The 16,830-nt window shown below is 53.2% G+C and carries 16 protein-coding genes and 1 other RNA gene; 6 read left to right on the top strand and 11 right to left on the bottom strand.

The window, feature by feature from the left end; all coding sequences use genetic code 11:
• Nucleotide 1 precedes the first annotated feature (1 nt).
• From mraY to rsmI, 10 genes are all read right to left on the bottom strand, one after another.
• Nucleotides 2–1,087 (bottom strand): phospho-N-acetylmuramoyl-pentapeptide-transferase, encoded by a 1,086-nt coding sequence (gene mraY, locus LG201_RS13385; RefSeq protein WP_226772703.1) that lies wholly within the window; start codon nucleotides 1,085–1,087, stop codon nucleotides 2–4.
• Nucleotides 1,087–2,445 (bottom strand): UDP-N-acetylmuramoyl-tripeptide--D-alanyl-D-alanine ligase, encoded by a 1,359-nt coding sequence (locus LG201_RS13380; protein ID WP_226772702.1) that lies wholly within the window; start codon nucleotides 2,443–2,445, stop codon nucleotides 1,087–1,089. The genes mraY and LG201_RS13380 overlap by 1 nt, the downstream gene beginning before the upstream one ends.
• Nucleotides 2,442–3,896 (bottom strand): UDP-N-acetylmuramoyl-L-alanyl-D-glutamate--2,6-diaminopimelate ligase, encoded by a 1,455-nt coding sequence (locus tag LG201_RS13375; RefSeq protein WP_226772701.1) that lies wholly within the window; start codon nucleotides 3,894–3,896, stop codon nucleotides 2,442–2,444. The genes LG201_RS13380 and LG201_RS13375 overlap by 4 nt, the downstream gene beginning before the upstream one ends.
• Nucleotides 3,893–5,638: a peptidoglycan D,D-transpeptidase FtsI family protein gene (locus tag LG201_RS13370; RefSeq protein ID WP_226772897.1), complete on the bottom strand. Its 1,746-nt coding sequence runs from the start codon at nucleotides 5,636–5,638 to the stop codon at nucleotides 3,893–3,895. Before LG201_RS13370 ends, LG201_RS13375 begins: the two co-directional genes overlap by 4 nt.
• Nucleotides 5,638–5,898: a cell division protein FtsL gene (gene ftsL, locus LG201_RS13365; protein ID WP_226772700.1), complete on the bottom strand. Its 261-nt coding sequence runs from the start codon at nucleotides 5,896–5,898 to the stop codon at nucleotides 5,638–5,640. Before ftsL ends, LG201_RS13370 begins: the two co-directional genes overlap by 1 nt.
• Before the next feature lie 2 nt (nucleotides 5,899–5,900).
• Entirely contained in the window at nucleotides 5,901–6,866 is a 966-nt protein-coding gene (gene rsmH / locus LG201_RS13360; protein WP_226772699.1) for a 16S rRNA (cytosine(1402)-N(4))-methyltransferase RsmH, read from the bottom strand.
• Nucleotides 6,863–7,309: a division/cell wall cluster transcriptional repressor MraZ gene (mraZ, locus tag LG201_RS13355; protein WP_226772698.1), complete on the bottom strand. Its 447-nt coding sequence runs from the start codon at nucleotides 7,307–7,309 to the stop codon at nucleotides 6,863–6,865. Before mraZ ends, rsmH begins: the two co-directional genes overlap by 4 nt.
• Nucleotides 7,310–7,693: 384 nt before the next feature.
• An RNA gene (gene rnpB, locus LG201_RS13350) (RNase P RNA component class A) lies at nucleotides 7,694–8,000 on the bottom strand.
• Nucleotides 8,001–8,091: 91 nt separating this feature from the next.
• Nucleotides 8,092–9,129, bottom strand: a complete 1,038-nt coding sequence (gene pyrC / locus LG201_RS13345; RefSeq protein ID WP_226772697.1) for a dihydroorotase — start codon at nucleotides 9,127–9,129, stop codon at nucleotides 8,092–8,094.
• A 57-nt stretch (nucleotides 9,130–9,186) separates the two neighbouring features.
• Nucleotides 9,187–10,032 carry a 16S rRNA (cytidine(1402)-2'-O)-methyltransferase gene (gene rsmI, locus LG201_RS13340; protein ID WP_226772696.1) on the bottom strand — a complete coding sequence of 282 codons (846 nt, stop codon included), beginning with the start codon at nucleotides 10,030–10,032 and terminating at the stop codon, nucleotides 9,187–9,189.
• Between rsmI and LG201_RS13335 the strand changes: the two genes are divergently transcribed.
• From LG201_RS13335 to LG201_RS13310, 6 genes are all read left to right on the top strand, one after another.
• A complete protein-coding gene (locus LG201_RS13335) occupies nucleotides 10,024–11,670 on the top strand; it encodes a penicillin-binding protein activator (protein ID WP_226772695.1) in 1,647 nt (548 codons plus the stop codon). The two genes, rsmI and LG201_RS13335, sit on opposite strands and share 9 nt — an antisense overlap.
• Entirely contained in the window at nucleotides 11,667–12,008 is a 342-nt protein-coding gene (locus LG201_RS13330; RefSeq protein WP_226772694.1) for a YraN family protein, read from the top strand. The genes LG201_RS13335 and LG201_RS13330 overlap by 4 nt, the downstream gene beginning before the upstream one ends.
• 68 nt (nucleotides 12,009–12,076) lie before the next feature.
• Nucleotides 12,077–12,670 (top strand): SIS domain-containing protein, encoded by a 594-nt coding sequence (locus LG201_RS13325; RefSeq protein WP_226772693.1) that lies wholly within the window; start codon nucleotides 12,077–12,079, stop codon nucleotides 12,668–12,670.
• Between the two features lie 2 nt (nucleotides 12,671–12,672).
• Nucleotides 12,673–13,242: a BON domain-containing protein gene (locus LG201_RS13320; RefSeq protein WP_226772692.1), complete on the top strand. Its 570-nt coding sequence runs from the start codon at nucleotides 12,673–12,675 to the stop codon at nucleotides 13,240–13,242.
• A gap of 104 nt (nucleotides 13,243–13,346) precedes the next feature.
• On the top strand, nucleotides 13,347–13,658 hold the full coding sequence (locus LG201_RS13315) for a DUF3579 domain-containing protein (protein ID WP_226772691.1): 312 nt from the start codon (nucleotides 13,347–13,349) through the stop codon (nucleotides 13,656–13,658).
• Nucleotides 13,659–13,795: 137 nt separating this feature from the next.
• The gene (locus LG201_RS13310) at nucleotides 13,796–15,370 is read left to right on the top strand and encodes a hypothetical protein (RefSeq protein WP_226772690.1); all 1,575 of its coding nucleotides are present in this window, start codon (nucleotides 13,796–13,798) and stop codon (nucleotides 15,368–15,370) included.
• A 32-nt stretch (nucleotides 15,371–15,402) separates the two neighbouring features.
• Here LG201_RS13310 and LG201_RS13305 read toward each other — a convergent pair whose 3' ends face one another.
• The gene (locus LG201_RS13305; protein ID WP_226772689.1) at nucleotides 15,403–16,665 is read right to left on the bottom strand and encodes a sensor domain-containing phosphodiesterase; all 1,263 of its coding nucleotides are present in this window, start codon (nucleotides 16,663–16,665) and stop codon (nucleotides 15,403–15,405) included.
• Between the last annotated feature and the right edge of the window lie 165 nt (nucleotides 16,666–16,830).

Raw genomic sequence — 16,830 nt, 5'->3', positions numbered from 1 at the left:
CTTATCTCAGCTTCAATGTAGAAAGGCCTACCAGCACCAGCATCATGCTGATAATCCAGAATCGCACCACCACCTGCGTTTCTTTCCAGCCTTTGAGTTCGTAGTGATGATGTAGGGGCGCCATACGGAATATACGTTTACCGGTGAGCTTGAATGAGCCGACCTGTAACATGACGGAGATAGTCTCCATCACAAACACGCCGCCCATGATGAACAAGACGATTTCCTGGCGAACAATGACGGCTACCGTTCCAAGTGCAGCACCCAGCGCCAGCGCACCCACATCCCCCATAAATACTTCGGCCGGATAGGCGTTGAACCAGAGAAAGCCCAGGCCAGCTCCGCCAATCGCAGCACAGAACACGGTCAACTCACCAGCCCCAGGCACATAGGGAACCCCCAGATACTTGGAAAAATAAAGGTGACCGGCAACATAGGCAAATACAGCCAGTGCACTGGCTACCATCACGGTAGGCATGATCGCCAGGCCATCTAGGCCATCGGTCAGGTTGACGGCGTTGCTGGTACCCACAATCACAAAATAGGTCAGGACGATAAAACTGACAGCACCCAGAGGCAACGCCAGGTTCTTGACAAATGGCAGGATCAGCTCGGTTTCTGCAGGCACACTGGCGGTGTAGAACAGATATATCGCCACGCTGATACCGATCAGCGACTGCCAGAAATACTTGGCCTTGGCTGACAAGCCCTTGGGATTGCGATATACCACTTTGCGCCAGTCATCAATCAAGCCAATCACGCCAAACCCGATGGTGGTGAACAGCACGACCCAGACAAAGCGGTTGGACAAATCGGCCCATAACAGCGTGGAAATCGCTATCGCCACTAGGATCAAAGCTCCACCCATAGTCGGTGTCCCTGCCTTGACCAAGTGGGTTTGAGGACCATCATCGCGCACAGATTGGCCGACCTTGTACTGGGTCAACTTGCGGATCAGCGAAGGACCCACTAGAAATGAAATGGCCAGTGCGGTCAAGGTAGCCAACACCGCGCGCAGTGTCAGGTAATTGAAGACATTAAAGCCGCGCACATCATGCGCAAGCCAGCGGGCAAGTTCGAGTAGCATTATGGTTTCTCCATTTCATCTTGCAGCAAGGCGACGACCCGCTCCATGCGCATAAAGCGCGATCCTTTAATCAACACCGTGGTCTGTGCATTCATGAGTGGCTTGATCGCAGCCACCAGCTCCTCCACCGTCACGTAATGACAGGCGTCATCACCAAACGCAAGCGCCGTATGGCGGCTGAGCTCACCCAGTGCAAACAGCTGGTGGATGCCAGCCTGGCTTGCATAGGCACCCAACTCCTGATGCAGCTTCTGTTCATCAGCCCCCAGCTCCCCCATGTCTCCGACTACCAACACGCGTTGCCCAGCCTGCTGGCTGAGCACATCGACTGCGGCATGCATGGAAGCAGGATTGGCGTTATAAGTGTCATCGATCAACAAGACCCCATTGAGTCCAGGCTTGCGTTGCAAGCGACCCTTCACCCCGGAAAAACTCTCTAACCCTGCACGGACAGACTGCAATGAAGCACCCATGTAAAGCGCTACTGCGGTAGCTGCCAGGGCGTTACGCACATTGTGCAGACCCGCTACTGGCAAAGTGAGATGGATAGTGCCTTGAGGTGTATGCATCTCAAGCACAGCCCTATCTGCATGCAGTTGATACTGCGCATGGACATCTGCAGTATCAGCCAGGCCAAATGTCACTATTTGATGCTTGGCCGCCAGGGTTTTCCAGAGAGGGGCGTAAGCATCATCAACGTTGATCACGGCAATGCCTTGATCAGACAAACCCTCGAAGATCTCTCCCTTGGCACGGGCAACACCCTCCACGGAGCCAAGACCGCCGAGATGCGCGGCAGTCGCGTTGTTGATCAATGCGACATCCGGCTTGCCTATATTGGTCAGATAACTGATCTCACCAGCATGGTTCATACCCATTTCAGCCACAGCGAAACGGTGATTTTCACGCAAGCGCAGCAGCGTCAGTGGCAAGCCAAAATCATTATTCAAATTACCCTGGGTAGCGAGCACCGTATCTTCACCGCCAGCCTCTACCTGCAATATGGCGGACAGCATTTCCTTCACTGAAGTCTTGCCATTGCTGCCGGTAATCGCAGCCACAGGGATATTGAATTTGTGACGCCAGTAAGCCGCAAGTTCACCCAATGCCAGTCGCGTATCATTCACCAACAGCGCAGGACGCGCAGCACCCGCATCATCGGACACCATCACCGCCGCTGCGCCATCTTCAAGCACTTGGCTCACATAGTCATGGCCGTCAAACCGCTCCCCACGCAAGGCAATAAAAAGCTGTTGCGGCTCAAGCTTACGGCTGTCTGTACCGACTGCGCCAAACAGCACATCTTCGCCCAACACGGTTCCCTTGGTTGCAAGCGCAGCTTCTGACAGACGCATCATGTCGCACCCCCTGGCTGCCATGTCTGGAGCGCTTGCTGGGCAGTGCTTACATCATTGAACGGATGCCGGATGCCGGCCACCTCCTGATATGTTTCATGTCCCTTACCTGCTACCAGCACCACATCGCCTAGACGGGCAACGTTGATTGCGGTAGCAATAGCCTCTGCACGGTCCGGCTCTATCTGATACTGCCCACTCAAGCCAGCCACCACCTCTGCAATAATCTGTGCAGGTGCTTCATTCCGGGGATTATCAGAAGTCACAATGACATGATCAGCCAGCCTGGAAGCTATTGCTGCCATCAGTGGGCGCTTACCCTTATCACGATCGCCACCGCAACCAAAGACACAAATCAAGCGTCCAGATGCTTGTTCGCGCAGCGAGAGCAAGACTTTTTCCAGGGCGTCTGGAGTGTGTGCGTAATCGATCACCACTAAAGGTTGTTGCTGACCACCGAGTTGTTGCATACGTCCAGGCGCAGCCACAATTTGCCCCAGCACCTCAACTGCCTGCTTTAGCTCTACCCCTGACACCAGCAGCGTAGCCAGCACCGCCAAGAGGTTATAGGCATTGAAACGGCCCACCACTGCAGCCTGCAGGCGAGCATTCCCATAAGGGGTATGTACCAGCATTTGCAGGCCAGATTCGTTGAAGGTTAGGTCGGTACCACGTACATCCCCGCCCTCCAGACCGTAGGTCAACACTTGCTTGTCGGTTTCAGCCAGTTCAAGAGCTAACTGGCGGCCAAAAGCATCGTCATGATTGAGAATGGCATGGCCCAACCCATCAAATGCAAATAATTTTTTCTTGGCATCGGCATAGGCCTGCATGCCTCCGTGATAATCAAGATGATCACGGGTCAAGTTGGTCAGCACGGCCACATCAAAATGCACACCGGCGACACGCCCTTGATCCAGGCCATGGGAAGACACTTCCATGGCGGCTGCCACAGCACCCTGCTCCACATAGTCAGCCAGCATACCCTGCAATAAAATGGGGCCAGGAGTTGTATTGACGGCATGAGACAAAGTCTCAGGAAAACCATTTCCCAAGGTGCCAATCACGGCAGTCTTGCGCCGCAATAGATTGAATGCCTGGGCCAGCCAGTGCGTGCAAGAGGTTTTGCCATTGGTTCCCGTCACCCCCACCATCCACAATTGCTGGGAAGGATGCCCATAAAACGCATCAGCAACATTGCCGGCATATTGGCGCAAGCCGCTAACTGCCTCATTCTGCACTGACCATTGTGGATTCCAGCGGAAGTCTTCTTGCTCCCACAGCACAGCCGCTGCCCCTTGCGAGATGGCTTGAGCGATAAACTGGCGTCCATCCGCTTTCTCACCCGGAAAGGCCAGAAACAGGCTACCGGACTTGACCTGGCGGCTATCGGCCGTGATTGCAGTGAACTTGCTGCGATCCAGTGTGATGTGGTGAAGAGCCAGCGGACTCATACCACCTCCTTGATTTCAGGAATATCATCTACCGGGATCACCACATTGTTGTTGGGCGCATCTTGCGGAATGGCCAGCATGCGTAGTGCACCTGCCATCACCTTGCTGAATACTGGTGCGGCGACCGTGCCACCGTAATACTTGCCAGCACTCGGATCATCAATCATGACCGCGATAATCAAGCGTGGATTGGAAGCTGGCGCCAGACCGACAAATGACGATACATAATGATTGGCCTGATAGCCGCCTACGCCTGGCTTGTGCGCCGTACCGGTTTTACCCGCCACGCGATAACCCAGCACTTGCGCACGTGGCGCCGTACCCCCAACCTGGATCACGGTTTCCATCATGTCTTTAAGATGATTAGCCGTAGCAGCGGTATAGACTTGATGGCCGACAGGCGGTTCTTTGAGCTTCAACAGCGAGACTGGCAGCAAGGCACCATCGTTGGTAAACACGGTATAAGCACGTGCAAGCTGCAACAAGGTCATATTGATCCCATGACCATAGGACATGGTCGCCTGCTCGATCGGACGCCAGGTTTTGTAGTTACGCAACTTGCCGGAGGCCTCACCGGGAAAACCAATACGGGTTGGACTGCCAAACCCCACCTGGTTAAAAATACTCCACAGATAATGTGGCTCAAGGCTCAAAGCCATTTTGGCCGAGCCCACATTGGAAGACTTCTGTATCACTTGCGCTACCGTCAGCAACCCTTGCGGATGGGCATCACGGATAGTCGCCGGGCCAATACGCATGGCTCCCGGTGAAGTTTCAATCAGGGTTTCAGGTTTATACCGACCACTATCTAGGGCAGCGGCCGCCGTAAATGGCTTCAATGTAGAGCCAGGCTCAAATACATCTACCACTGCACGGTTGCGAGAGCGCCCAGCCATATTGACCGGGTTATTCGGGTTGTAGCTAGGCAGGTTGGCCATTGCCAACACCTCGCCCGTTTTGGCATCCAGCACCACAACCGAACCGGCTTTGGCCTTGTGTTCATCCACAGCAGCAGCGAGCTCACGATAAGCCAGATACTGCAACTTGCGATCAATCGACAGCGTCAGATCACGCCCGTCTTGTGGCACCTTGACCGCCTCAAGGTCCTCCACAATACGCCCCTGCCTATCCTTGATCACGCGGCGACCACCAGCCTTGCCTGACAGCCAGGCCTGAGAATGCAGCTCAAACCCTTCCTGGCCATTGTCATCAATCCCGGTAAACCCTACCAAGTGGGCAGTCACTTCCCCTGCCGGGTAATACCGACGATATTCACGCTGAGTGAATACGCCGGGAATATGCAAACGCATGACCTGCGCTGCCAGCTCAGGCGGCAGGCGGCGCTTGATATAAACAAACTCACGTGGATTATTGACCAGCTTCTTCCTGATCACTTCAGGTTTCACTTTAAGCAGGGTGCCCAGCTTTGCCAACTGTTCAGGCGTAGACTTCACGTCAGGCGGACTGGCCCAGATAGATTCCACCGGCGTACTGATCGCCAGTGGCTCGCCAAACCGATCGGTGATCTTACCTCTATGGGCAGGCAAGGTAATCAAACGACTGTAGCGTGCATCTCCCTTTTGCTGCAAAAAGGCCTTATGCATGCTTTGCAGATAGACACTGCGCCCTAGCAACACGCCAAAACCTGCCAATACTGCAATCAACAGTACGCGGCGCCGCCAAGTCGGGATCTTGACCACAACACGGGACTTGGAAGTAGCACCTACGCTCGCAGACCGCATCACGGGGCCACCACCTGGATACGATTGGCCTCGGGCACCTGCATGTTCAAGCGCTTCTCTGCAATCTGCTCAATGCGCGAGTGCATCGCCCATGTGCTTTGCTCAAGCTGCAATTGCCCCCACTCAATCTCATGCTGCTTGGATGCATCCTGCTGTTGCTGCAACTCTATATAGAGCTTGCGCGCCTTGTGTTGAGCCGTGATCACGCCTAGCGCAGTCACTATCAACACGACGAACAGGATGAGATTGAGCTTGGTCATGGCTATAGCACGCTCGTTCTTTCCGCAACGCGCAGCACCGCGCTACGCGAACGGGGATTGCGCTTCACTTCGCCTGCACTTGGCTTGACAGCCTTGCCGACCGCCACCATCCGCGGCTGCGGCAAATCCTTGGCGCGTACAGGAAAATTGGCAGGCAGGTCATCCCTGTCCTGCTCACCACGGATGAAACGCTTGACGATGCGATCTTCCAGCGAATGAAAGCTGATGACAGCAAGGCGCCCTTGAGGTGCCAATGCTGCCAGGCATTGAGGCAGAATTAACGCCAACTCCTCAAGCTCCTGATTGATGAAAATCCGTAGAGCTTGAAAGGTGCGCGTCGCCGGATCTTGGCCAGGCTCGATTTTGGGGACCGCCCCTGCCACGATCTTGGCAAGTTGTCCGGTAGTGGTGATGCCCACCCCTCCTGCGCGCTGCGCAACAATCGTCCTTGCAATCTGTTTAGCAAACCGTTCTTCACCATATTCTTTTATCACCCCCGTAAGTTGCTGCTCTGTCGCATTTGCAATGAAGTCTGCGGCAGTCTGGCCGCGCGTTTGATCCATGCGCATATCCAGCGGACCGTCAAACCTGAAGCTGAATCCGCGCCCGCCTTCATCGATCTGCGGCGATGAAATGCCCAGATCCAGCAGAACACCATCCACCTGATTAATATTGAGGTTCGCCAGCACTTCACCTATCGCGGCAAAATGACTATGAACAATTGTGAAGCGTGCATCATCAATGTCCGATGCAGCGCCAATGGCAGCAAGATCCCGATCCATTGCAATCAGGCGCCCACCCTTGCCGAGTTGCTGGAGGATTTTGCGACTGTGCCCACCGCGACCAAAAGTACCATCTACATAAGTACCTTCAGGCTTGATTGCCAATGCCTCCACTGCCTCATCCAACAAAACCGTTACATGCTGAAAAATCTGGGGAACGGGCACAGAGGTCAACCCCGCACTCACAGCGAGAAACCTTCTAGCTCGGCGGGCAGGATCATGTCCTCAGCTGCCATCACCTGCTGCAACTGAGCACGCCAGGCATCCATATTCCATAACTCGAAATGGCTGCCCTGCCCTACCAACATCACCTGCTTTTCAAGCCCTGCAAACTCACGCAACACAGGAGACACCAACAGACGGCCTGCGCTATCCAGCTCGATATCCTCGGCAAAACCCACCAACAGGCGCTGCAAAGCACTGGACTGACGATCAAAACTGGAAAGGGCCATCATTTTCGACTGGATAGGCTCCCACGCAGGCTGCGGATAAAGCAGCAAGCAACGATGGGGGTGAGCGGTAAGGACGAGATTGCCTTCGCTTTGCGCGTGCAGGGCGTCACGGTGCTTGGCTGGCACAGCCAGCCTACCTTTGGCATCCATATTCAAAGATGTCGCACCGCGAAACATGAGGCCCCTTTACCTGGACTCTGGGACTGCTTCGCACGCAGCCCAGTAACAACGAAAAAGGGAGATAAGGGATCGCCAACCTTCGGAGATGAGCAATCAACTAAAGCTGGCGATTACCCACAAAACTCCACTTTTCTCCACTACCGCCCACTATAGATAAAAAAAATTGGCAGTGCAAGCGCTTTTTGGTGATTTTTCCTTTACAGGACAATGACTTAGATGGTTTTTGCTAGAAAATTTTTATCCTTAATAAATAAGGAGATAGCCAACTATATGAAAGTGGTTTATGAGAAAGAATTAAGAGGTGGTTGAATCTTGGTAGGGAAATGGAAATCAGGAGGTCAAAGTGGGAGAACACCCACTTGAGGAAGTCAAAAATAATATAAAAGAAGCTGGCCGATAAGCCGGGTTTTGTTCCTGCATTGCTGCAAGTGGCAGCCATTCATCTAGGCCCATAATTGCTCATGGGCTCAAGCAACCTACCCGGTAGCAGCGCGAGCCACGCTATCGCTACCCTATTTGGCCTTGCTCCGGATGGAGGTTACCGCGTTTCACATCCACCTTGCGGTTTACTCGTCTCTGTGGCCCTATTCCTCGCCTCACGGCGTACGGCCGTTAGCCGTCATCCTGCTCTCTGGAGCCCGGACTTTCCTCCCCTCAACAAGTGAGCGGCGGCTGCCTGGCCAGCTTCACGTCCATTTTAGCATAAGGCCACTCAAGCACAGACTGACAAATCATCCACCCAGCAAGACATTGACTCAACGCCCACAACTTCGGCAAACTTAATCCGCCAACTTCCAGGCTATCGATTGCCCAGCACGCAATGGCACCAGCACATCATCGACAAATGGCAAGCTATCGGGCACTTCCCAGGCTTGCTTTACCAAGGTGATTTTTTCAGCATTACGCGGTAAATGGTAAAAGTCCGGACCGTGAAAGCTGGCAAATCCTTCCAGCTTGTCCAGCGCATTGGCCTGATCAAAGGCTTCAGCATACAATTCTATGCCAGCATGCGCGGTATACATCCCCGCACAGCCACAACTGGCTTCCTTGGCTGATCGCGCATGCGGCGCACTATCAGTGCCTAGGAAAAACTTGCTACTACCGGAAATAGCCGCTTCAATCAGGGCCAGCCTGTGCTCCTCACGCTTGAGTACGGGCAAACAGTAATGATGGGGCCGGATACCACCATTAAACATGGCATTACGGTTCATCAACAGATGATGGGCAGTAATCGTCGCCGCTACACGATCGGTCGCGTCTGCCACAAACTGCGCTGCATCGCGTGTGGTAATGTGCTCAAACACCACGCGTAACCCCTGAAAGCGCGCAAGCAAAGGCGCCATATTGCGCTCTATAAACACCTTCTCCCGATCAAACACATCAACATGGGCATCCGTCACTTCTGCATGCACCAACAGTGGTAAGCCATGCTTTTCCATTGCTTCAAGCGCCTTCACGCAATGCCCGAGATTGGTCACACCAGAGTCTGAATTAGTGGTCGCCCCTGCCGGATAGAGCTTGACACCATGCACGAGACCACTCGCTTTGGCTTCAACAATATCTTCGGCCGTCGTATTGTCGGTCAGGTAAAGCGTCATCAGCGGGGTAAAGTTAGCCCCCGCAGGCAATGCCTGCACAATGCGCTCCCGATAAGATTGGGCCAGGCCCACACTGGTAATCGGTGGACGCAGGTTGGGCATGACGATGGCACGACCAAACCGCAGTGCTGTATCCGGCAACACCGCACGCAGCGCTTCACCATCGCGTAAATGTAAATGCCAATCATCGGGGCGGGTAATGGTAATTTTGTCAGTCATTTAATTCTCGGTTTTACTTGTTACATATATATGGCAAGGCAAGAGTTCAGAAAATGCTCACTCTTGCTTGAGTTGCAAGGCAAACTCATAGAGTGCATTTTTCTTGGTGCCGGTAATATCGGTCGCCAACTTCACCGCCTGCTTCAACGGAAGCTCAGCCAGCAGTAATTTTAAAATACGCTCCGCCTCATCGCTGACCGGTTTCTCGTCTTGTGGCGGAGCAGCCTCCACCAACAAGACAAACTCCCCTCGCTGCTGATTGCTGTCACTCTCCAGCCAGGCGCTGGCTGCACCTAGCTCGCAAGAATGGAACGTTTCGAAGGTCTTGGTCAGCTCCCGGGCAATCGTCAAGCGCCGCTCCGCACCCAGTACTTGGGCCATATCCGCGACACTGTCCAGCACCCGGTGTGGTGCCTCATAGAAGACCAAGGTTGACTGTAAACCACTCAATCCCTGCAGGGAATTGCGTCGCTGCGCGCCACTGGCGGGCAAAAAACCATAAAAAGTAAAGCCAGCTGCAATAATACCGGACGCAGATAGCGCAGCGATTACAGCACTCGGTCCTGGAATAGGCACCACCTTTAACCCAGCCTCCCGCACAACCTGAACCACGACCGCACCCGGATCACTAATCCCTGGCGTGCCTGCATCCGTCACCAAAGCGATGGACTCTCCGGCCTGCAGACGCTGCACCAGCAACTCTGCCGCCTTGCGCTCATTATGATCGTGTACCGCCACCAGTTTTTTCTGGATGGCAAAATGCGCCAACAAGCCGGAAGTATGCCGCGTGTCCTCTGCCGCAATCACATCAACAGCCTTCAACACCTCCAGCGCCCGCAAGGTAATATCCTGCAGGTTTCCAATTGGCGTGGCTACCACATATAATGTCCCACTATGATTCAACGCCTATTTGCCCTTCTTTGTCTGCAATGGATTCTGTGCTCAGGGACGGCCTTAGCCGCGCCTGCCGCCCAGAATGAACCCTCTGTCGAATCCCGTTTTCATGATGGCATCACCTGCCTGCAGAAAACCAATATTGAATGTGCCAAGATGGCACTCAATGCGATTCCCCGCCAATCCCTCTATGCCAAATTACTCGCTGGCAATATCGCGGCAGCGGAAAAAGATTTTGACACCACATTCCAGCTGCTTTTACCGCTCAAAGCCAACGCAACACTGAGTGATGACGCAGCCGCAAGTTTACACGCAAGCCTCGCCCTCGCCTATGACAACCAACCCGACACGCTGCGCGCGCTGGAACACAGAACCGCCGCAGAACGCTTCTTGAGCACGCCCCCCGCCATACAGCAAAACCACGAGCATATCTGGCACAGCCTGAGCCAGATCGCCAGCAGCGACCTGGTGGAAATGCGCGGCGAAAGCATGAATACGGATATACAGGGCTGGATAGACCTGGCCCTGGCAGCAAAAGAACAGGACCCTGCGGCGATCAATAACTGGAAGCAATTCTACCCTGGGCACCCAGCCTCATTCGGCTTTAGCGAACAATTACTGGCAGACCGCCCTGCGCCACAAGCCGCCACCGCCGCAGCACCATTAGTACCTAACAGCGCAGACAAGATTGGTCTGATACTACCGTTTGCCATTGAGATGTACTACCCGGCTGCAGATGCCATCGAACAAGGCTTTGCCGCCGCCCAACAGCAAGCGGGTGATCACAGAGAACTCAAACTATATGCCACTACAGGTGATAAAGACGCCATTGTCAGCATTTACCAGCAAGCTGTTAGCGATGGCGTCAAGATCGCATTGGGCCCATTGACACGCGATGAGGTCACGACCTTAAGCCAGCAAGCCGCATTACCCCTACCCACCCTGGCCCTGAACCTGCCTGCGGATAACAGCCCACACCCAGCCTCACTGCATATCTACGGCCTCCCACTTGAAGCCGAAGTCGCACAGATTGTCCGCATAGCGCAGCGCCTGGGCATGCAAACCGCCACTGTTGTCGCCGGCGGTAATGGCATCGCCACTCGAATGGCGCAGGCATTTACGGAAGAGTGGACGGCTGCGGGTGGGCAGATTACGTTACAACTTGCCGCAGCAGAGAGCAGCAGCCCAACGGAACTGCAAACACAGATCAATGCCAACCCGGCTGACATGATTTTTATCGCAGCCAATGCAGAAGAAGCTCGCATATTGCGGCCTTACCTGGACAATGCCACCCCCACTTTCGGCGTCTCGCACTTGTACGCGGGCATTCCTCAGGATAGCAGCGACGATGTGCTATCTGCTGTGCGCTTTATCGACATGCCCTGGTTACTCAAACCAGATGCAGCGGAATTTTCTGCCTACAAGGCCGCCGCGGCTGACTTGCCTCCTGGAGAAATGCAGCGCTGGTTTGCCCTGGGCGTGGATGCATACAAAATCCTGGACCGGCTGGCACAACACCCTGGGCAGCCATTTGGCTTCCAGGGCCTGACGGGCAAGATCAACATCAGCAACACCGGTGAAATCAGCCGCGAGCTGACCAGCGCGCGCTTCAGCAACCAGGGCGTAGTGGTGGAAAACACGCCTTGAAAGAACGCGGTGACAGTGCCGAGAAAATCGCGGCGGATTACCTGCAGGCAAAAGGCCTGCGCCTGATTACCAGCAACTATCATTGCCGTTTCGGTGAAATTGACCTGATCATGCGTGACCAGAAAACGCTGGTTTTTGTAGAAGTACGTTTGCGCAGCCACGCTCAATTTGGTGGTGCCGCTGCCAGCATTACGCACAGCAAGCAATCCAGGCTACTACGCACCGCCGAGCATTATCTACAGCAACATGGTGAAGCAGCTTGCAGGTTTGATGCGATCTTGATGGATACTTTGCACACCAGCAGCATCCAGTGGATACAAGATGCTTTTAGTGCGTGAGCAATACATGCACATCACCGAACTTCCCGCCCCTCGCTAACCCTATCTTCCATTAAGAAACATTCATCATGACAGACCTTAGCGCCCGTATTGCCAATCACTTTGAGGAGAGTGGCCGCCTCAAACTTGAATTGGCAGAACTGCTGGCAACTCCCATCGCCAATGCGGCAGAAATCATCGTGCAAGCCTTGCTGAATGAAAAAAAAGTCCTGGCTTGCGGCAATGGCGGCTCGGCTTCCAGCGCCCAGTACTTTGCCTCTCGCATGCTCAACCGCTATGAAATGGAAAGGCCTGGACTCGCCGCGATTGCATTGCCCGCGGACATTGCCACCCTGACATCCATCGCCAATGACAACCACTTTGAGCAGGTCTTCTCCCGCCAGATATCAGCCCTGGGCCATCACGGTGATGTATTGCTGGCACTGAGCACCAGCGGCAATTCAAAAAACATTTTGCATGCCATTACTGCCGCCAAGGAATCGGGGCTCTCGGTCATCGCCTTCAGTGGCGGGGATGGTGGCGGCCTGGTGGAACTTCTGGGCGAAGACGATATCCATATCGGTGTACCTCACGAAAACCCCGCCAGGATTCAAGAAGTGTATATTCTTACCCTGCATTGCATTTGCGATGCTATCGATTGTCTTTTGTTAGGAGTGAATTAAAAATGCGTTCAATTACCCCATTGGTTCTGGCCTTGATCATTTCAAGCCAGCTTGCTGCCTGTGTACCAGTTGTGATCGGTGGCGCTGCTGCAGGCGGTGCCATGGCTGCAGATCGCAGGACTTCTGGCATTTATATTGAGGACCAAAATATCGAGCTGAAAGCGTCCAAAGCCGTGGCCGATGAGTTAGGAACCAAAAACCATGTCACAGTGACCAGCTATAACCGCAATCTGTTACTCACTGGTGAAGTGGTAGATGCTGCCAGCAAGGCAGCAGCGGAAGCCGTGACAAAGAAGGTGGATAGTGTACGCAATGTGACCAACGAACTGGTCATAGATACCAAAAGCACACTCACAGAACGCAACAATGACACCTATATCACATCCAAGGTGAAAGCGCGCCTGATCAAAGAAAACCGGTTCCCGTCCAACTATGTAAAAGTGGTGACTGAAGCCACCACGGTATTCCTGCTTGGGCTCGTGACACATCAGGAAGCTGAAGACGCGGTCGATATTGCACGCAGCACCAGCGGTGTTGGCAAGGTAGTCAAAGTGTTTGAATATGTGGACTAGGCAAGCCCGATAGCAAGGCTGGGCCTGCCTTTAACAAGGCAGGCCCTCAGTACTCCATTGCAGTGCTACAATTTGCAGTTAAATCAAAGATGATGGTTCTTGGCATGAGCACGACAGACAAATCAGGTATCAACGAAATCATTATTCAGGGGTTGACCCGGGCCGGCAAACCATTCCGCCCCAGCGACTGGGTCGATAGAATGTGCAGCACCTACGCCACGTTTGGTGCAGATCGCAAACTACGCTATTCACCCTACCTCAAACCTAGAGTCGTGCAAGGCGTGCGCTGCCTGGCTGTGGATCTGCAGCTCAAGGTAAGCAATCCAGAGGGCTTTAATCAGTTGATGTATTTTGCGGAAGAAAATCAGCTCTCTATCCTGGATGCAGCTGGCAATCCGATTCCCACCCCCAGCTAATCCACGCAGCCAACACCTGAATTCAGTCAAAGCGGCATGCCTATTAGGTCTTGCCGCTTTGCACATCCAAGCGCGGACTCCGTGACAAATCTGCCAAGACTATTTACCATCGCTGTATATTAAAGGGGTAATAGTGAATGGTCTTAAATCTTAACGTACCGGCATTGGTCGAAAAACCGTTGATTATTGCAGAAACACGGCCACACAAAATCACCAAGCTCCTTAACTCCCTGCCTGTCACCAACACCTCGGAGACCGCACTCGCGTTGCAGGAAGAGCTGGAAATCCTCAACCGCCAGAAGATTGCTCCGGATGCGCGGAGCAAAGCACTGGAGACTTACCGTCCAGCCATTATTGAGCTTGTCGACAGCCTGACCACACATTTCTGCAATGCCACCTTGCCCCTGGCAGATCAGGAAAAATATGATGCTACGCTGGCCTGCGCGCTTTGGACCGAACTGGCTTATGGCTACAAGCTGGTGCTACTGGATCAGGAAGCCAAGCTATTCAAGTTTGGCCACAGCAAGCTACTAACCCTGAGCATTCAACGCACCATTGATGCTATTCGACGTTTGCATATTCTGCATTACCAAATCTATCACTCGCCGCCAGCAGGGCTATGGAGTGAACTGCACCAGCTCTACGCCTTTGCAGCCCAGCGCACATTGCAAGACCTGGATCTGGAAAGTAGCGATCTTCTGCCACTGCAGGCCCACAACAGCATCAGCAATGCATACAAACAAACATTACTGATGCACCTGGTAAACCCGCAGCATTTATCTTCAAAAGAGATCAAGCAGACCAGTGACTACATTTCACGCTTCGCTGACTTGGCCAAAATACAAGCACCGGGCAAGATTGAAAGCTCTGTCGGTATTTTCCTCATCACATTGAATCAAGATAAACCACCTGCAGCTCACGGGAAAAATTCAAGCAAGTCCGACCAGGAGAACGATCTCTTACTGGTCACCATGGACCTGGCGCGGCAAGTGCACAATCACATCAAGCTGTTACAAGCAGGGCAGAGCCTGCTGCATACAGGCTTGCCAGACAATGCCAACCATCCCCGATATCAGGATTTACTGGCATACCTGTTGCGCCACTGGGGCGCCTCGCCCAAACGCATATTCAATCGAACCAAGAAAAATGACGGCATAGAACTGGTCAGCGGGCTATCGGCACTCCATTCCATGCTGAACGGAAAAACCTATTCCGCAGCACAAAGTGACGCGACAACAGACAGATCTCAAGTCCCCCAAAACACTGCGTCCACCAAACCAGCCCGATGGCAAGTGCTTAACATCAGTGCGGGCGGCATGGCATTACGCAAGCTACCTATTACAGATGGCAACATCCGCATAGGAGATCTGGTTGGCATCAAAATCACGCCTACATCCCACTGGTCAGTAGGCACCTTACGCTGGGCGAGCAATCACGATCACTCGCAACTTGATATCGGCATTCAGCTGATTGCTCCCGAGGCAAAACCCGCTCTCGCCAGAATCGTGAACCAAGGCGAGCTCTCACCCGTATTGATCCTGCCTGAAATACCATCGCTAAAACAAGCAACATCGCTAGTGGCAGTGCCTGGCACCTACAGCCCGGCCCGCCTTCTGGAGCTAGAGGAAAATGGACACATCTCACGCATCATGATTACGCGCTTGATCGAACGTACCAATAGCTTCGACAGATTTCATTTCAGCCTGCTCTAGCACCAAAATGAAACACGCCCCAACATTACGCACTATTTTGGTACAAACATCTCTTCGTGCCAGTGGATATCAAAACACAGCACAGCGATTTGCCCGTTGAGGACAATCGCCATCGACAGGGTAACGCATAGCTGCCCCGTGGCAATCGACAGGTAGGGGCGTGTCATTTGTAATGACCCCGGATTCTGTAAAGCCCTGCGTAAATAGGGCCTGCGTAGCCAGATGGCACCATCGCCTTCCGCCAGCGGCTGGTAGCGCCGGGTAGACTTCGCTGCTGCAGCATGATTCTTCAACAGACTGGAACCAAGCTGGACCCCCTGCTGATCCAGAATATAACAACGATCCGCCCTATCCAGCTCCAACAGGGCCTGGCATGCCCCTTCAGGCGTAATCCCGGATTGCATTTTCCTCACGGCCTGCATAAATGCCTGACCATAAAAATCAAGACACTTTTGACTGACATCCCACGATGATGACTGTTGATATCGATGAAACAAGTCGGCAATCCGCTTAGCCTGCTCATCCAGGCAGAGCTGAAAGTCAGGCATGCCGAAATAATTACCCTGCACCAGATCCACGTCAGTTTCAATCGCAATCATAGCCTCTTCCGCGGTCTCTATGCCTTCAATCAACACCAGACTGCCCGCTTCATGAATCAGGGAAACAATGCCGGGCAATAACCGCCTGACCATGGGCTTCTGCATCGCCTGCACAATCATGGACCTATCCAGCTTGACGATATCAGGCGCTAAACGCCAGATTCTTTCAAAGTTAGACTGACCAGCACCAAAATCATCAATCGCCACCAGACAACCCAGGTCTTTATAAAACCCAACAGATTCAGAAAGCTGGATCTCATCATCAATCGCACCCTCGATAATCTCCACCACCACTTGCTCTGGCGGCACTTGATATTGCTCCAGCAATTCCTGGAAGAAAGATCCATAATATTTACCCTGAACAATCACACGAGGATCCACATTCAGGAACAACCAGTTAGCTTCACCGTGCTGCATCTTGCAGTAATTATGCATGTGCAAAGCACGAGAAAGCCGATCCAGATGCACAATGCTCGCCTCTTCACGGGCCTGTGAAAATATCTGATAGGGTGAAAGATTCGTCAGCCCTTTAGATGCACGCAACAACCCTTCGTAGCCGACTATCCGACAATGCGACAGACTATAAATCGGCTGGAAAGCACTCCGGAGCTCCATCCCCTGATAAAGAGAAAATACCTTGCCACTGGCATCCGGCTCCTCTGTAAAGAAAAATGTTTCAGATATCGTTGAGGTCATTGTGTCGGCCTACCCCTTTATAAATGTCCACACTGGCTTGCATACTCATGATTTGGCAAAATGGAAGCACCTCAGCAATATCCATGCCCAAATTGAATACTTCACTTGCGGGATTTTTTTCGCTAGGATAACGGGATTGCTTGAATTAATCGTTGCGGCCTCACG

Origin of the sequence: Methylobacillus gramineus, assembly GCF_020532675.1 — a bacterium.
Taxonomy (GTDB): Bacteria; Pseudomonadota; Gammaproteobacteria; order Burkholderiales; family Methylophilaceae; genus Methylobacillus; species Methylobacillus gramineus.
The sequence above is the reverse complement of the archived record's forward strand: the minus strand, read 5'-3'. Positions and strand labels throughout refer to the sequence as shown.